Annotated in this window: 12 protein-coding genes; 8 read left to right on the top strand and 4 right to left on the bottom strand. The window is 70.7% G+C overall.

Annotated features, from left to right (window positions below; all coding sequences use genetic code 11):
- Positions 1-72: 72 nt before the first annotated feature.
- Entirely contained in the window at positions 73-756 is a 684-nt protein-coding gene (locus tag P5F91_RS22240) for a hypothetical protein (protein WP_277908301.1), read from the bottom strand.
- 163 nt (positions 757-919) lie between these two features.
- On the opposite strand from P5F91_RS22240, the gene P5F91_RS22235 reads away from it, so the two are divergent.
- The 6 genes from P5F91_RS22235 to P5F91_RS22210 all read left to right on the top strand — a co-directional run bounded on the left by P5F91_RS22235 (position 920) and on the right by P5F91_RS22210 (position 5455).
- Positions 920-2188 (top strand): glycosyltransferase, encoded by a 1269-nt coding sequence (locus P5F91_RS22235; protein WP_277908300.1) that lies wholly within the window; start codon positions 920-922, stop codon positions 2186-2188.
- A gap of 283 nt (positions 2189-2471) precedes the next feature.
- Positions 2472-2855: a response regulator gene (locus tag P5F91_RS22230; protein WP_004271341.1), complete on the top strand. Its 384-nt coding sequence runs from the start codon at positions 2472-2474 to the stop codon at positions 2853-2855.
- On the top strand, positions 2855-3730 hold the full coding sequence (locus P5F91_RS22225) for a protein phosphatase CheZ (protein WP_277908298.1): 876 nt from the start codon (positions 2855-2857) through the stop codon (positions 3728-3730). The genes P5F91_RS22230 and P5F91_RS22225 overlap by 1 nt, the downstream gene beginning before the upstream one ends.
- A gap of 219 nt (positions 3731-3949) precedes the next feature.
- The gene (locus tag P5F91_RS22220; RefSeq protein WP_277908297.1) at positions 3950-4693 is read left to right on the top strand and encodes a substrate-binding periplasmic protein; all 744 of its coding nucleotides are present in this window, start codon (positions 3950-3952) and stop codon (positions 4691-4693) included.
- Positions 4694-4801: 108 nt separating this feature from the next.
- Positions 4802-5206, top strand: coding sequence for a hypothetical protein (locus P5F91_RS22215; RefSeq protein WP_277908296.1), 405 nt, complete (start codon positions 4802-4804; stop codon positions 5204-5206).
- Between the two features lie 48 nt (positions 5207-5254).
- Positions 5255-5455, top strand: a complete 201-nt coding sequence (locus tag P5F91_RS22210) for a helix-turn-helix transcriptional regulator (RefSeq protein WP_088873784.1) — start codon at positions 5255-5257, stop codon at positions 5453-5455.
- Here P5F91_RS22210 and P5F91_RS22205 read toward each other — a convergent pair whose 3' ends face one another.
- Both P5F91_RS22205 and P5F91_RS22200 read right to left on the bottom strand, forming a co-directional pair.
- A complete protein-coding gene (locus P5F91_RS22205; protein ID WP_277908295.1) occupies positions 5456-6139 on the bottom strand; it encodes an alpha/beta fold hydrolase in 684 nt (227 codons plus the stop codon). It abuts the gene before it with no gap.
- A gap of 88 nt (positions 6140-6227) precedes the next feature.
- The gene (locus P5F91_RS22200) at positions 6228-8501 is read right to left on the bottom strand and encodes a tetratricopeptide repeat protein (RefSeq protein ID WP_277908294.1); all 2274 of its coding nucleotides are present in this window, start codon (positions 8499-8501) and stop codon (positions 6228-6230) included.
- Between the two features lie 177 nt (positions 8502-8678).
- On the opposite strand from P5F91_RS22200, the gene P5F91_RS22195 reads away from it, so the two are divergent.
- On the top strand, positions 8679-9020 hold the full coding sequence (locus P5F91_RS22195; RefSeq protein WP_145608666.1) for a BufA1 family periplasmic bufferin-type metallophore: 342 nt from the start codon (positions 8679-8681) through the stop codon (positions 9018-9020).
- Positions 9021-9060: 40 nt separating this feature from the next.
- Here the strand turns inward: P5F91_RS22195 and P5F91_RS22190 are convergent, their stop codons facing one another.
- The gene (locus tag P5F91_RS22190; RefSeq protein ID WP_277908293.1) at positions 9061-10887 is read right to left on the bottom strand and encodes a tetratricopeptide repeat protein; all 1827 of its coding nucleotides are present in this window, start codon (positions 10885-10887) and stop codon (positions 9061-9063) included.
- Between the two features lie 277 nt (positions 10888-11164).
- On the opposite strand from P5F91_RS22190, the gene P5F91_RS22185 reads away from it, so the two are divergent.
- On the top strand, positions 11165-12526 hold the full coding sequence (locus tag P5F91_RS22185) for a chloride channel protein (RefSeq protein WP_145608668.1): 1362 nt from the start codon (positions 11165-11167) through the stop codon (positions 12524-12526).
- Positions 12527-12532: the final 6 nt, after the last annotated feature.

Raw genomic sequence — 12532 nt, 5'->3', positions numbered from 1 at the left:
TTGTTTTATCCTGGACGGTGGCTTCCCCCACCCGATAGGGCCACCCCAGGGGCCCACCCGCGGGGATAAGGATTACGGCTTGGGCGTATCCCCGCGCAAGCCTTCCGGAACGGGCGCGTCGATTGGGCCGAAGTTCATCATGGTGTAGCCCTTGGGCAACTCAAAAAGGGCCCCGTCCTGCCGGCCGCGCTTCAGGTCGGCCAGGTCCAGGCGAATGGTGACGGGGCCATTGCCGTCATTGGCCGTGCCTTCGACCCGCATGTAGATGCCGTCCGCCGTGGACCAGACCTGGCCCTCGAACCCGCCACCCTGGTCGTAGGTGCCGATGACGCGGTAGCGGACCACCGCCTCACCCCCCAGCGTGTCCCGGCCCAGCGCCTCGGCGTCCAGCTGTGATAGACGGGTCAGGTCGGGGGCTGCCTCCGGGTCCTGGGGGGATAGGGGCGCCACCATGTGCGACTCCGGCTGCAGCACGAAGGCGGTATCGCGATCGGGACGCAGGATGAGGATGGTGCTGAGCCCCCCCTCCCTCATCTCGCGCCGTTCCCGGCCCTGGTCATGGTAGACGCGCAGGTCCTGGCGCACGCCGTTGACCGTCAGGGCCTCCGCCGCCTGGTAGTCGCCGCCCATCTTGGGCAGGCCACCTGCGGGCAGGTCGGATACCGGCTTGGACGGGGCGGACTTTGCCGGCGCCGACTGCGCCAGAGCGGAGGGCGACAGCAGCAGCAAGGCGGCGAGAAGGATGGAACGGCGCATGGGGCGGGTGGCCCTTTCACAGGGAACTAAAGATGTGGGCTGGGGACCCTAGCGCCCGGACGGGGGCCAGGCAACGGCCCGCCGCCCTTACACGACGGCGGGCGAAGAATCCGGGCGCCTTGCCACCACGCCAAGGCCAAGGTAAGTCCGGGACGTCATGTGGATGAAGGCGCCGACACCTGTGAAAATTCTGATCGTCGCCGCCGGCTCGCATGGGGACGTCCTGCCCTTCATCGCCCTGGGCGCGGAACTGCGACGGCGCGGGCATGAACCCCAGCTTTTCGCCATGGCCGTGTTCGAGCCGCTGGCGCGCCAGGCGGGAGTGCCCTTCACCGCCCTGGGCACGACGGAATTCTACGACAGCCTGCTGCGCCATCCCGACCTGAACCATCCCAGCCGGTCGCTGCGCGTCATGGCCCAAGCCATGGAGCATACGGGGGCGACGGCCTGGGCCACGCTGGACGCCGCCGTGGTGCCGGGTCAAACCCTTGTGGTGGGCAGCACGCTGGCCTTCGCCACACGGTCGCTGGCGGAGCGCCACGGCCTGCCCGCCGTCACCGTCCACCTGGCGCCCGGCGTCCTCCGCACCCTGCACGCGCTTCCGCGCCATGGGGGGCCGGTGCCGGGTGCTGGGGCGCCACGCTGGCTTAAGCAGCTGTTCTGGCGCCTGGTCGACGATTTCATGGTGGCCCCAACCCTGGGTGCGGTGCTGAACCGGCACCGCCGGGCCGTGGGCCTGGCGCCGGTGCACCGCCCCATGGGCGACTGGTTGAACCAGGCCGACCTGGTCATCGGGCTGTTCCCCGACTGGTACGCGCCGCGCCAGCCCGACTGGCCCGCCGGCCTGGTCCTGACCGGCTTCCCCTTGTACGATGGCGCCCCCACCGCAGCGCTTCCGCCTGAGTTGGATGACTTCCTGGCGGAGGGGCCGCCGCCCGTGGCCTTCACGTCCGGCACCGCCACGGCGCGCGCGCTGGATTTCTTCACCACCTCGGCGGAGACCTGCCGCCTGTCGGGCCGGCGCGGCGTGCTGCTGACCCGCCATGCCGACCAGGTGCCGGATCCGCTGCCGCCCGGCATGATACGAGTTGACTACGCGCCCTTCAGCCGCCTGCTGCCCCGCTGCGCGGCCTTCGTCCACCATGGCGGCATCGGCACCACCAGCCAGGCGCTGGCCGCCGGCGTGCCGCAACTGATCCGGCCCATGGCCCATGACCAGTTCGACAACGCCGCCCGGGCCGTCGCCCTGGGCGTCGGCACGCAGCTGACGATGCGCCTCTACCGCCCCGCCGCCGTGGCGGCGGCGTTAGAGCGCCTGACCAGCGATCACGCCCTGAAACGCCGCTGCGCCGAGATGGCCGCCCGCCTGGTCGCCGACACCGCGATCACCGAGGCGTGCGACCGCATCCTGGCCTTGGTCCCGCGCCGCTGAGACCACCCAAGAGTTGCAAGGCGCTCAAGCCCTTGGGGTCGGCTATTGGTGATTCCGTTAAAGAGACAAGCTATCCCGGGGCGATGCTTGACAACCGTTTGGGCGCCTTCCAAAGTGCCGCGCGGCGCCGTTCAGAAGGGACGCGCCGGGAAGTGTTTTCATGTCCCGGAACGGGCAGAACGCCCACCCGGCAGGATTTCCTGACCGGCCACCGGATCGGAGGGGGCACTCTCCCGCGCCCTGTTTCCATCCTCCGCTCAACTTTTGGCACTTGGGGGTTTGCGTGTCCTTGAATATCCAGGTCCTTGTCGTCGACGACTACGCGACGATGCGGCGCATCATCAGGAACCTGCTCACGCAGATCGGCTTCACCAAGATCGACGAGGCCGCCGACGGCGCCGAAGCGTTGGCCAAGCTGCGCGCATCCACTTTCGGCCTGGTCATTTCCGACTGGAACATGGAGCCCATGACCGGCCTTCAGCTCCTCAAGGAAGTGCGCGCGGACGTCCGCCTTAAGGGCACGCCCTTCATCATGGTGACCGCGGAGTCCAAGACCGAGAACGTCGTTGCCGCCAAGGAAGCCGGCGTCAACAACTACATCGTGAAACCTTTTAACGCCGACACGCTGAAGAAAAAGATCGAGAGCGTCATCGGCGCGCTGGGGTGATGCCTGTGTCGGATTTCTTTTCCGACCTGTCTGACGAGGAATACGCCCGTATCGAGGACGCGCTGCAGTCCACGGCGCGCGGGCGTGCCTTTCTGCGCATGCGGGACCGCCGGGGCCGCGTCGTCGCCATCGACGACGTGCGCCGTCTGTTGAAGGAAGCCAAGACGGGGGGCGAGGTCGACAGCTCCGGCGCCCATATCCGCATCCTGCGGCGGGAGCTGCAGGAAATGGCGTCGCACATCGCCCAGACCCGGCGCGAGATCGCGGCCCTGAAGCCGGACGACCCTTCCGCCAACCGCATCATGCTGGCGACCGAGGAACTGGACGCCATCCTGCAGGCGACCGAGCACGCCACCACCGAGATCCTGAACGGGGCCGAGCGCATCCAGTCGGTGGCCGACCGCCTGCGCGGCGAGTCGCCGGCCGTGGCCAGCGAACTGGATAACGAGGTCATGGAGATCATGACCGCGTGCAGCTTCCAGGACATCACCGGCCAGCGCATGACCAAGGTCGTGAACACCATGCGCTATATCGAGCGCCGGGTGCACACCATGATCGAAATCTGGGGCCTGGAAACCGAAGCGGCCGAGGCCATCATGGACGATCCGCAGGACGTCCGCCCCGACAGCCATCTGATGCACGGCCCCGCCCTGCGCGGCGGCATCGACCAGAACATGGTCGATGCCCTGATGGATGGCGGTGGCTTCGCCCCGGTGGCCGCCCCCCCGCCGCCTCCACCGCCGCCGCCCGCCCCGGTCGCATCGCCGCCGCCAGTGGCACCGCCGCCCCCTCCGCCCAAGCCAGCCAAGGCACCAGAGCCGCCCGCCAGCGACGGCAAGCTGAGCCAAAGCGCCGTGGACGACATGTTCCCGTAAAGACCGACACCCCCGGATGCCCCCGCATCCGGGGGTTCGCTTTTGCGGCCGGCCACCGGTTCACGTTCGAAACGCCCATGAAAGATTGCTGACGGTGGTAGAACCCGGGCGACAGGCCTGCCATCCTTTGCCATCCTGCAAGCGAACGAATGACGCCCCCGACGGCGTGGCCGGTGGAAGGCCAGCCGGGACGGTGGGGCGAGATGGGGCAGACAAGCGATGACGGCATCCGGTGCGACGGGCACCGCCGCCGGCGTGACCACGCGACGCGGGTTCTTATTGGCCGCCGCCTTATGGGGCGCGGCCGGACGCGGTGCCGGGGCGCAGACGCCCGCCATCCGTATCGGCGGCAACCCCGCCTGGTTCCCCTACAGCTGGGAGGAGGGGGATCGGCTCCGTGGCCTGGGGGCCGACAAGGCACAGGCAGCACTGGACCACCTGGGACTGGCGGCCATACCTTTGACGTTCGGTCGCTGGCAAAGGGCACTGGCGGCGCTGGAGCACGGCCGGGTGGACCTGCTGGTCTCCGCGCTGTGGAACGCCGAGCGCACGGACCGCATGCTTTATACCGCCCCTTATGCCACCGACGACGTGCGCGCCTTCGTGCGCAGTACCGATGTGGGGCGCTACCGCACCGTCGCCGATTTGTTCGGCCGGGCGGGTGTTGCCCCGCTGGGCAGCGCCTATGGCGCCGAGATGGACGCGCTGGAGTCCCGTGGCCTGAACCTAGAACGCAGCGGCACGACGGAGGGCATGCTGCAGCGCGTGCGCTACGGCCGGGCGGATTTTTGCGTCCTGGTTCATCGCAACGGACTGCATCTGCTGGAGACAATGCATTTGGCGGGCGAGCTGGCGCCGCTGCCCTTCGCGCTGGCGCCCGTGCAGATCCGCATGCTGATCCGCCGCGACGGCCCCCTGGCCGACCGGCTGGACGCCCTGAACACCCTGATCACCGACGCGTAATGCGCCTACCAAGGCAACGACACCGCCATGTCGCGCATACTTGTCTGGGTGAGCGACCTGTCTGTATTCTCCGGGGGATAGCCCCCGCCCGCCCAACGGATCCCACGCATGCCCGGCAAACGCTATCTCATCGAATTCGTGGTGGCCCTGCTGGCCTACGGCCTGCTGATGACCCTGGCCCTGATGGCCTTGAACAACGGCTGGGTCCAGGGCGGCACCCGTACCGTGGTGGCATTCGCCCCCATGGTCGCCTGCATCGGCATCTGGTGGGCCGTGGTGCGCCACCTGCGCCGCAGCGGGCCGGAAGAGGGACGGGTGCAGCTGATCGCCATCGGCTTCGCCTTCGCCGGCACCGCCCTGCTGACCTTCACCTACGGCTTTCTGGAGGTCGCGGGCTTCCCGCGCCTGTCCATGTTCACGGTGTGGCCGCTGATGGTGCTGCTGCTGGTCGTTGGCCAGTTCCTGGGCCGCTGGCTGCAGGCGCCGGAGGGGGACGAGAATGACGAGGAGTGACGGCCCGCCCCGCCCTGGGAAGAGCCGCCATCGCAAGAGGGTGCCCGCATGAACAACCGCCTGCGTGAGATGCGCGCCCGCTATGGCTGGACCCAGGCCGACCTGGCCCGCCGGCTGGACGTATCGCGCCAGACGGTCAACGCGCTGGAGACGGGACGTTACGACCCGTCGCTGCCCTTGGCCTTCAGGATTGGGCGGCTGTTCGGCCTGCCCATTGAGATGATCTTCCGCGACGACGCGACGCCCTGATTAGGCCAGCGCCTCGGCCACGGCGCGCAACACGTCCGGATTACGGCACATGGTGACGTGGGCGCCATCCACCGCCACCACGCGGCCCTGTGGTTCCGGCACCCAGCAGCTTTGCCAGGCGACGACGCCATCGTCGCGGCTGTATATGGCGGTGGTGGGCATGGACAGGGGTTGGGACAACTGCCCAGGCTCAAGATCCTCGGGATAACGGCGGGCAATGAGTCGGATCAGGGGTTCCAGGGGCGTGGCCGTGGGCAGGCGCACCGGGCTGCCGATGGTGACCACGCGGCGCACCTGGTCCGGCCTGTGCTGCGCCAGGTCGCGGGCCAGCAGGCCGCCCAGGCTGATACCCACCACATCGACGGTCGTGCCCGTCGCGGCGCAGATCTCATCCAGTCGGCGGCGCAGGCCGGCGCGGGCTGGCGCCGTGGGGCCCCAGTTGATCCCCTGCCCCCAGGTTCGGGGCGTGTGGCCGCACCGGGCCAGAAAGCCGCGCAAAGGCCGGGTGAAGGGGTCGGCGGTGAGGAAGGCTGGTATGACCAGGACGGTGCGGTCGCCCACCGGCAGGGGGGGCGGCGGCGCGGGACGATAGCTGGGCAGCGACCAGATCTCGCCCCACAAGCCACGATACGGCGGGCGGGCCATCGCCCCCGTACGGTCGAAAACGCCTGTCAAATCCCGCATCGCCACCTCACCCCTTAAACGATTGGCGGTGGGGCGGGCCGATTCAAGCGTCGTGACGGCATCCTAACCCAAAAGACTGGCTATCCATTCAAACTGCCCCGGGACTCGTTCCTGCAGAGGCCCCCCTAACGATGGACGCTCCCACATAGGCGGACAGCGCATCCGCCAGGGCCGCGACCACGCCGGACCAATCGCCGGGGCGCGCCTGGCGGAACAGGGTGGCGGTCGGGTACCAGGGACTGTCCGTCCGCCGGGTCAGCCAGCGCCATTCCGAGCCCGTATCCAGCATCAGCCACAGGGGCCGGCCCAAGCCGCCGGCGAGATGAGCCACGGCGGTGTCCAGGGTGATGACCACATCCACCTGGGCCAGGATGGCGGCCGTGTCGGCGAAGCTGCGCAGGCCGTCGCCCATGTCCAGAAAGTCCTCGCGCACCGCCAGCGGCAGGTCCACCGTTTCCAGATCCCGGCGTCCGTCGTCCGTCTGCACCGACACCCAGCCCACGCGGCCGGCCAGGCGCGCATCGGTCAGCAGCGGCAGCAGGGGTGCCAAGCGGGGCGCCCGGTGGCGGTGGTAGGGAAACAGGGTCGAGCCCGCCCAACTGAGCGCCACCCGCACCGGCGGCAGGGTGTCCAGCACCCCGGCCCAGCGGGCAACGGCATCGGCCGGCGGGGCCAGGTACGGCACCGTGTCCGCCGCCCAGCCCAGGCCCGTGCCCGCCAGGGCCAGCAGGGCCATGCAGTCCGCCTGCACCCACTGATGCCCTGGCCTGGGCGACGGCAAGGGGTCGCGTAGGGTGCCGACGTCCTCCACCAAATCAGAGGCCGCTAACAGGTCCAGCAGGATGTCCATGCCCCGGAACACCACCCGCATGCCCGCCGCCCGCAGCGGCCGCGCATAGCGGATGAACTGCATCACGTCGCCATGCCCCCGGGTGGCGGTGATGACCAGATGCGCGCCCGGCCTCACCACGCCATCCCAGGGCGGCACATCGGCCAAGCCTTGGCCCTGGCCGGGCATATGCCGACGCCAGGCGAAATGCGGGGCGCCGCGCACTACGTCGCCCTGCTGCAGCAGGGCCATGCCCAACCCCTGGTGCAACACCGCGATGTTGGCGTCGCGCGTTGGCGGATGACGGTCCAGCGCCGTGCGGAAACAGGATTCCGCCGTCACGGGATCCCCGCGCCGCAGGGCGATGAAACCCTGGTTGGCATGCGCTTCGGCCGAGTGGGGGTCAAGATCCAGGGCAGCCGCCACATGAGCGGCCGCCTCGTCAACGCGGTTGGCGTCGATGCAGGCGGCCGCCGCGGTCACGCGCAGATCCGCGCGTTCCGGCGCCGCCTCCACCGCCCGCAGGATGGGTGCCAGGGCGGCGTCCGGGTCATACGCCGCCAGCAAGACGATGGCCAGGTCGCGCCAGGCGTCCACCCCCGGTACGCCCGCCGCCCGCGTCTGCGCCACGGCCACCGCGTCGCACGCCAGGCCACAGGCGCACAATGCCCGGGCCAGGTTACCCTGGACGCGGAAGGCGTCGATACCGGAGACCACCCCCTGGGCCTGTTCCTGCGCCAGATAATCCAGCGCCAGCCGATAGGCCGCGGCGGCGGCGACGCTGTCCCCCTGGGCGAAGCGGGCATCACCCAACTGGGCCAGCAGGCTGGCGCGCGCGCCGATAACCGCCAGGGCGTTATTGATCACCTCTGCCGCCTCGGCCGGCCGACCCAGCTGATACAGGGCGGCGGCTTGGTTGCTGTGGTGGGCCACATTCTGGGGCGCATGCCGCACCGCCGCCGCGAAATGCTCGACAGCGGCTTCGTCCCGCACCTGCAGCGCCAGCACGCCCAGCATGTTCCAGGCGTCGGCATACGTTCCATCCGCGGCCAGGGCTTCGCGGCACAGGGCTTCCGCCGCCCCCAGGTCGTCCGTGCGCAGCCGCTGCCGCGCCAGGGCGAGCAAGGCCACAGCATCCCCCTGCGGCGGCGGCGCGGGAACCGCGGGCACGGCGGCCAGTCGCGCCGCCACCTCGGGCACCCAGGGGGTGCCGGGCGCCGCCAGCGCCAGGGCCCGCCGCCAACTGGCGGCAGCCTCCTCCAGCCGTTCCAGGTCCGCCAGCACCAGGCCCAGGCTGGCGTGCAGGTCGGCCATGGCGTCGAAGCGCGTCAGGGCCTGGCGGATATGGGACTCCGCCTCCCTTAGGCGGCCGGTCTGGGCAAGCAGCATACCCAGCAGATGGGCGGCGTCGCCCCGGCCGGGGTCGCGGTCCAGGACCTGGCGATAAATGGCCTCCGCCGCCTCGTGCTTGCCGGCCTTGTGCAGGCCCACGGCGTAACGGACGAGGTCATCGGTTTGGAAGGTGTCGGTCATGGGCGGAGGCTTTCCTTCAGGCTTTCCCGTCTTTCGAGACCTGCACGCACGATACTATCCGTTTTGTCGCACGATCCGCGCTAAAGGCTGTTTTGCAAGTATCGCCGCCTGCCCTATCTTCCCCCTAGCCGGAGGGGCCGACGCGGCCGTCACCCGGCCCCAACAGGAGGAAGGCCCATGTCTCAATCCCGTGTTTCGTCCACCGTCCGGCAGACCGCCGACGTTTCTGCCACGCCGCAGACGGCCGTCACCGTCGCGGCCGCCCTGGCCGGCGCCCTGGCGCTGGCGGCGTTCGCCGGCCCGGCCCACGCCGCCGACGCCACCGAGAAGTGCTATGGCATCTCCAAGGCTGGGCAGAACAGCTGCGCCAACGCCTCAGGCACCCATTCCTGCGCCGGCCAGTCCACCAAGAACTATGACGGCCAGGATTGGAAGGCCGTGAAGGCCGGCACCTGCGCCAGCATGGGCGGCAAGACCGAGGCGTTCAACGGCACCGGCACGCCGAAGGACGGCAAGTAAGTTCCGGCGGCGGGGCCCGGCCATCCAGGCCGCCCCGCCGCTATTCCGCGACATGGCCGCGCAACGCCGCGGCCATGTCAGCGACCACGCCCGGCCAATCGCCGGGGCGCCGCTGCCGGAACAGGCGGGCGGTCGGGTACCACGGGCTGTCCTCCCGCCCCGAGAACCAGCGCCATTCGCTGCCCGTGTCCAGCATCAGCCAAAGCCGGCGCCCCAGGGCCCCGGCCAGATGGGCCACGCCCGTATCCAGCGCGATGACCAGATCCGCCTGCGCCAGGATGGCCGCGGTGTCGGCCAGGCTGCGCAGTCTATCACCCAAATCCAGGAAATCCGCCCGGTCGGCCAAGGCGGCACCCACCGTCGCCAGGTCGCGCCGCCCATCGTCGGTCTGAACGCAGACCCAGCCCACCCGGCCCGTCAGCGCCGGATCGTCCAGCAGCGGCAGCAAGGGCGCCAGGCGCGGCGCCCGGTGGCGGTGGTAGGCCAGGCGGGTCGACCCCGCCCACACCAGCGCCACGCGGAACGGCGGCAGGCCATCCAGCACCCCCGCCCAGCGCTGGACCGCGTCCGCCGGCGGCGTCAGATAGGGCACGGTATCAGCGGCGAAACCCAGGGACGTCGCCGCCAGGGGCAGCAGCGCCAGGCAATCGGCCTGCACCCAGCCGGCATCCGGCGGAAGCGGCTGGGCCAAAGGCCCCGCCCCCTCCACCAGGCCGGATGCGTTCAGCAGTTCCACCAGGGCCGCCATGCCCCGGAAGATGACCCGCATGCCCGCCTGGCGCAGGAACGGGGCATACCGGATGAAGTGCATGACATCGCCCAGTCCCTGGGTTGCCGTCACCACCAGCGCGACACCGGGCCGGACCACGCCATCCCATACCGATATGCCGGCCAGCGCCGGCCCCAGGCCCGGGATCCGATAGCGCCAAGCGAAATGGGGGGCGCCACCGGCGATGTCGCCCTGGCGCAGCAGGGCCGTGCCCAGGCCCTCATGCAGGGCAGCCAAGGGAAGGCCACCGCCAGCGGGCGTGCCATCGAGGGCGGCACGGAAAGCGGCGGCGGCCCCGGCGGCATCGTCCCGGCGCAGAGCGATGAAGCCGCGGTTGGCCTGAGCCTCGGCCATGTCCGGCGCCAGGGCCAGGGCGGCCGCCACCTGGGTCGCCGCCTCGTCGATGCGGTTGACATCGATCAGCACGGCGGAGGCGACGACGCGCAAATCGGCCCGGTCGGGTGCCAGCGCCACAGCGGCCAGCGCCGGTTCCACCGCCGCGTCCACCTGGCCGGCTGCCAGCAGGGTATTGGCCAGGTCGCGCCAGGTGAGGGCGCCGGGCGCCGACGTCACCCTTTCCCGCGCCACCGCCACCGCCTCATCCCACCAACCGCAGGCGGACAGGGCACGCACGAGATTGCCCTGGACCCGTATCTTCTCAGGGCCGGGCGCCAGATGGTCCAGCCCGGCGCGATAGGCCGTGACGGCGCCCGGGGTGTCGCCCAGGGCCATCCGTGCGTCGCCCAGGGCCGCCAGCAGCCCGCCGTGGGGGCCCAGCAGGGACAGGGCGCGGCCGAGCGCCGCGGCGGCGTCCGCCGAGCGCCCCATCTGGTGAAGCGCGCCGGCGAGGTTGCGGTGATGCTCCAGCACCTGGGGGCCGTGGCGGACAGCCTGGGCGAAACACTCCGCTGCCGTCGCGTCCCGACGCTGCAGCAACAGGGCGCCCAGCATGTTCCACGCGGCGGCGCAGGCGGGATCCTGGGCCAGCGCGTCGCGGCACAGCGCCTCCGCCCCCGCGCCATCGCCCGCATCAAGCCGCGCGTGCGCCTGGGCCAGCAGTATACGCGCGCGCTCGTCGGCGTCGGGCATGTCTGTCATGGGCGATCACGTCCTTTGAGGCATGAGGGTCCGTCAATTCGCCGCACCTTACAGCCAGTGGACCCAATTGGCACTCGGGCCGAATTGAAACCGCCGCCGCGGCCTGGATATCGCCAGGGCCGCCCACCCCGAGGCCGCAGGCATGACAGGCCGACGGGCCTGCGTTCACCTTTATGAAGGACAGGATCAGGTCGCCCCCGGCCGGATCATGGTCTAGGGTGCGTCGACATCCTCACCGTCCCTCCAGACACAATTTCCCGAGAAGGGGCCCCCTCCCATGGCATTGGCAGCATACCGACGCACCCGCCGCCTGTGGCTTTCCCGCGAGGGGTGGCAACGGCGGCTGGTGTTCTGGGGTGGTGGCGTGCTGGTGGGTCTGGCGGCCGTCGTCTTCGCCGCCCTGGCGGACAAGGCGCAGGAACTGTTCGGCGGCGCCATCGCCGGCCGGCCTTGGCTGCCCCTGCTGCTCACCCCGGCGGGGCTGGCGCTGTCAGCCTGGCTGACGCGGGCCTATTTCCCCAATGCCGGCGGCAGCGGCATACCCCAGGCCATCGCCGCCCGGGAGCTGCGCGACCAGCGGGAACGGACAGCCCTGGTCTCAATCCGCTTGGCGGTGGGCAAGATCGTGCTGACCCTGGTGGGGTTGGCGGTCGGCGCCTCCATCGGGCGCGAGGGGCCGACGGTGCAGGTGGGCGCCTCGCTCATGCATCGGGTGGGCGCCACCTTCGGCGGACGCTTTCCCGGCCTGTTGCTTGCCGGCGGCGCCGCCGGCGTGGCCGCCGCCTTCAACACGCCCCTGGCCGGCATCGTCTTCGCCATCGAAGAAATGGGGCGCGGCTTCGACATGCGGACCGGCGCCCTGGTGCTGGCCGCCGTGACGGTGGCCGGCGCCGCCCCGCTGGCCATCCAGGGCGACTATCTCTATTTCGGGCAAAGCACGGCCCATATGGCCACCTGGCAGGACTGGGCGCTAGTGCCGCTGTGCGGCGCCATCGGCGGCCTGGCCGGCGGCGCCTTCAGCCGGGTGGTGGTCCGCATGGCCAAGGGCATCGGCCACTGGCCCGGCCACGCCGGCCGCGCCGGGCGCTGGATCAAGGCCCATCCCGTCCCCTTCGCCGCCCTCTGCGGCCTGGCGCTGGCCCTGCTGGGCCTGGCCACCGGCGGCGACACCTATGGCACCGGCTATGCGCAAGCCAAGGCCCTGCTGGAGGCGGCGTCCCATCCGCAGGCCGCCGCCGCGGTATCCCCCATCTTCGGGCCGGCCAAGTGGCTGGCCACGGCCCTGTCGTCCGTCAGCGGCATTCCCGGCGGCATCTTCTCCCCCTCCCTGGCCGTGGGGGCCGGCTTGGGTGCGGAACTGGGGCACCTGCTGCCGGGCGCCAATGCCGAGGTCGCGGTTCTGGTGGGCATGGTCGCCTACTTCGCCGGTGTGGTGCAGGCGCCCATCACCGCCTTCGTCATCGTGCTGGAAATGACGGGCAACCACGCCATGGCCGTGCCCATCATGGCCGGCAGCCTGATCGGTTGCGGCGCCGCCCGCATGATAGGGGCGGAGGCGGTGTACCACGCCCTGTCCCACGGCTTCCTGGACCGGGCGCACAAGGCCATCGCCGCGCGGGGACCGTCCGCCGCGCGCTGACCCTGG

Origin of the sequence: Nitrospirillum amazonense, from assembly GCF_029594735.1 — a bacterium.
GTDB lineage: Bacteria > Pseudomonadota > Alphaproteobacteria > Azospirillales > Azospirillaceae > Nitrospirillum > Nitrospirillum amazonense.
This window is presented reverse-complemented; position numbering and strand designations above follow the sequence as displayed.

Excerpts from the sequence above, each read along its gene's own strand:
- P5F91_RS22215 (WP_277908296.1), top strand. The coding sequence starts at position 4,802 with ATGCCCGGCAAACGCTATCTCATCGAATTCGTGGTGGCCCTGCTGGCC.
- P5F91_RS22235 (WP_277908300.1), top strand. The coding sequence starts at position 920 with ATGAAGGCGCCGACACCTGTGAAAATTCTGATCGTCGCCGCCGGCTCG.
- P5F91_RS22210 (WP_088873784.1), top strand. The coding sequence starts at position 5,255 with ATGAACAACCGCCTGCGTGAGATGCGCGCCCGCTATGGCTGGACCCAG.
- P5F91_RS22240 (WP_277908301.1), bottom strand. The coding sequence starts at position 756 with ATGCGCCGTTCCATCCTTCTCGCCGCCTTGCTGCTGCTGTCGCCCTCC.
- P5F91_RS22200 (WP_277908294.1), bottom strand. The coding sequence starts at position 8,501 with ATGACCGACACCTTCCAAACCGATGACCTCGTCCGTTACGCCGTGGGC.
- P5F91_RS22205 (WP_277908295.1), bottom strand. The coding sequence starts at position 6,139 with ATGCGGGATTTGACAGGCGTTTTCGACCGTACGGGGGCGATGGCCCGC.
- P5F91_RS22185 (WP_145608668.1), top strand. The coding sequence starts at position 11,165 with ATGGCATTGGCAGCATACCGACGCACCCGCCGCCTGTGGCTTTCCCGC.
- P5F91_RS22195 (WP_145608666.1), top strand. The coding sequence starts at position 8,679 with ATGTCTCAATCCCGTGTTTCGTCCACCGTCCGGCAGACCGCCGACGTT.
- P5F91_RS22225 (WP_277908298.1), top strand. The coding sequence starts at position 2,855 with ATGCCTGTGTCGGATTTCTTTTCCGACCTGTCTGACGAGGAATACGCC.
- P5F91_RS22220 (WP_277908297.1), top strand. The coding sequence starts at position 3,950 with ATGACGGCATCCGGTGCGACGGGCACCGCCGCCGGCGTGACCACGCGA.
- P5F91_RS22190 (WP_277908293.1), bottom strand. The coding sequence starts at position 10,887 with ATGACAGACATGCCCGACGCCGACGAGCGCGCGCGTATACTGCTGGCC.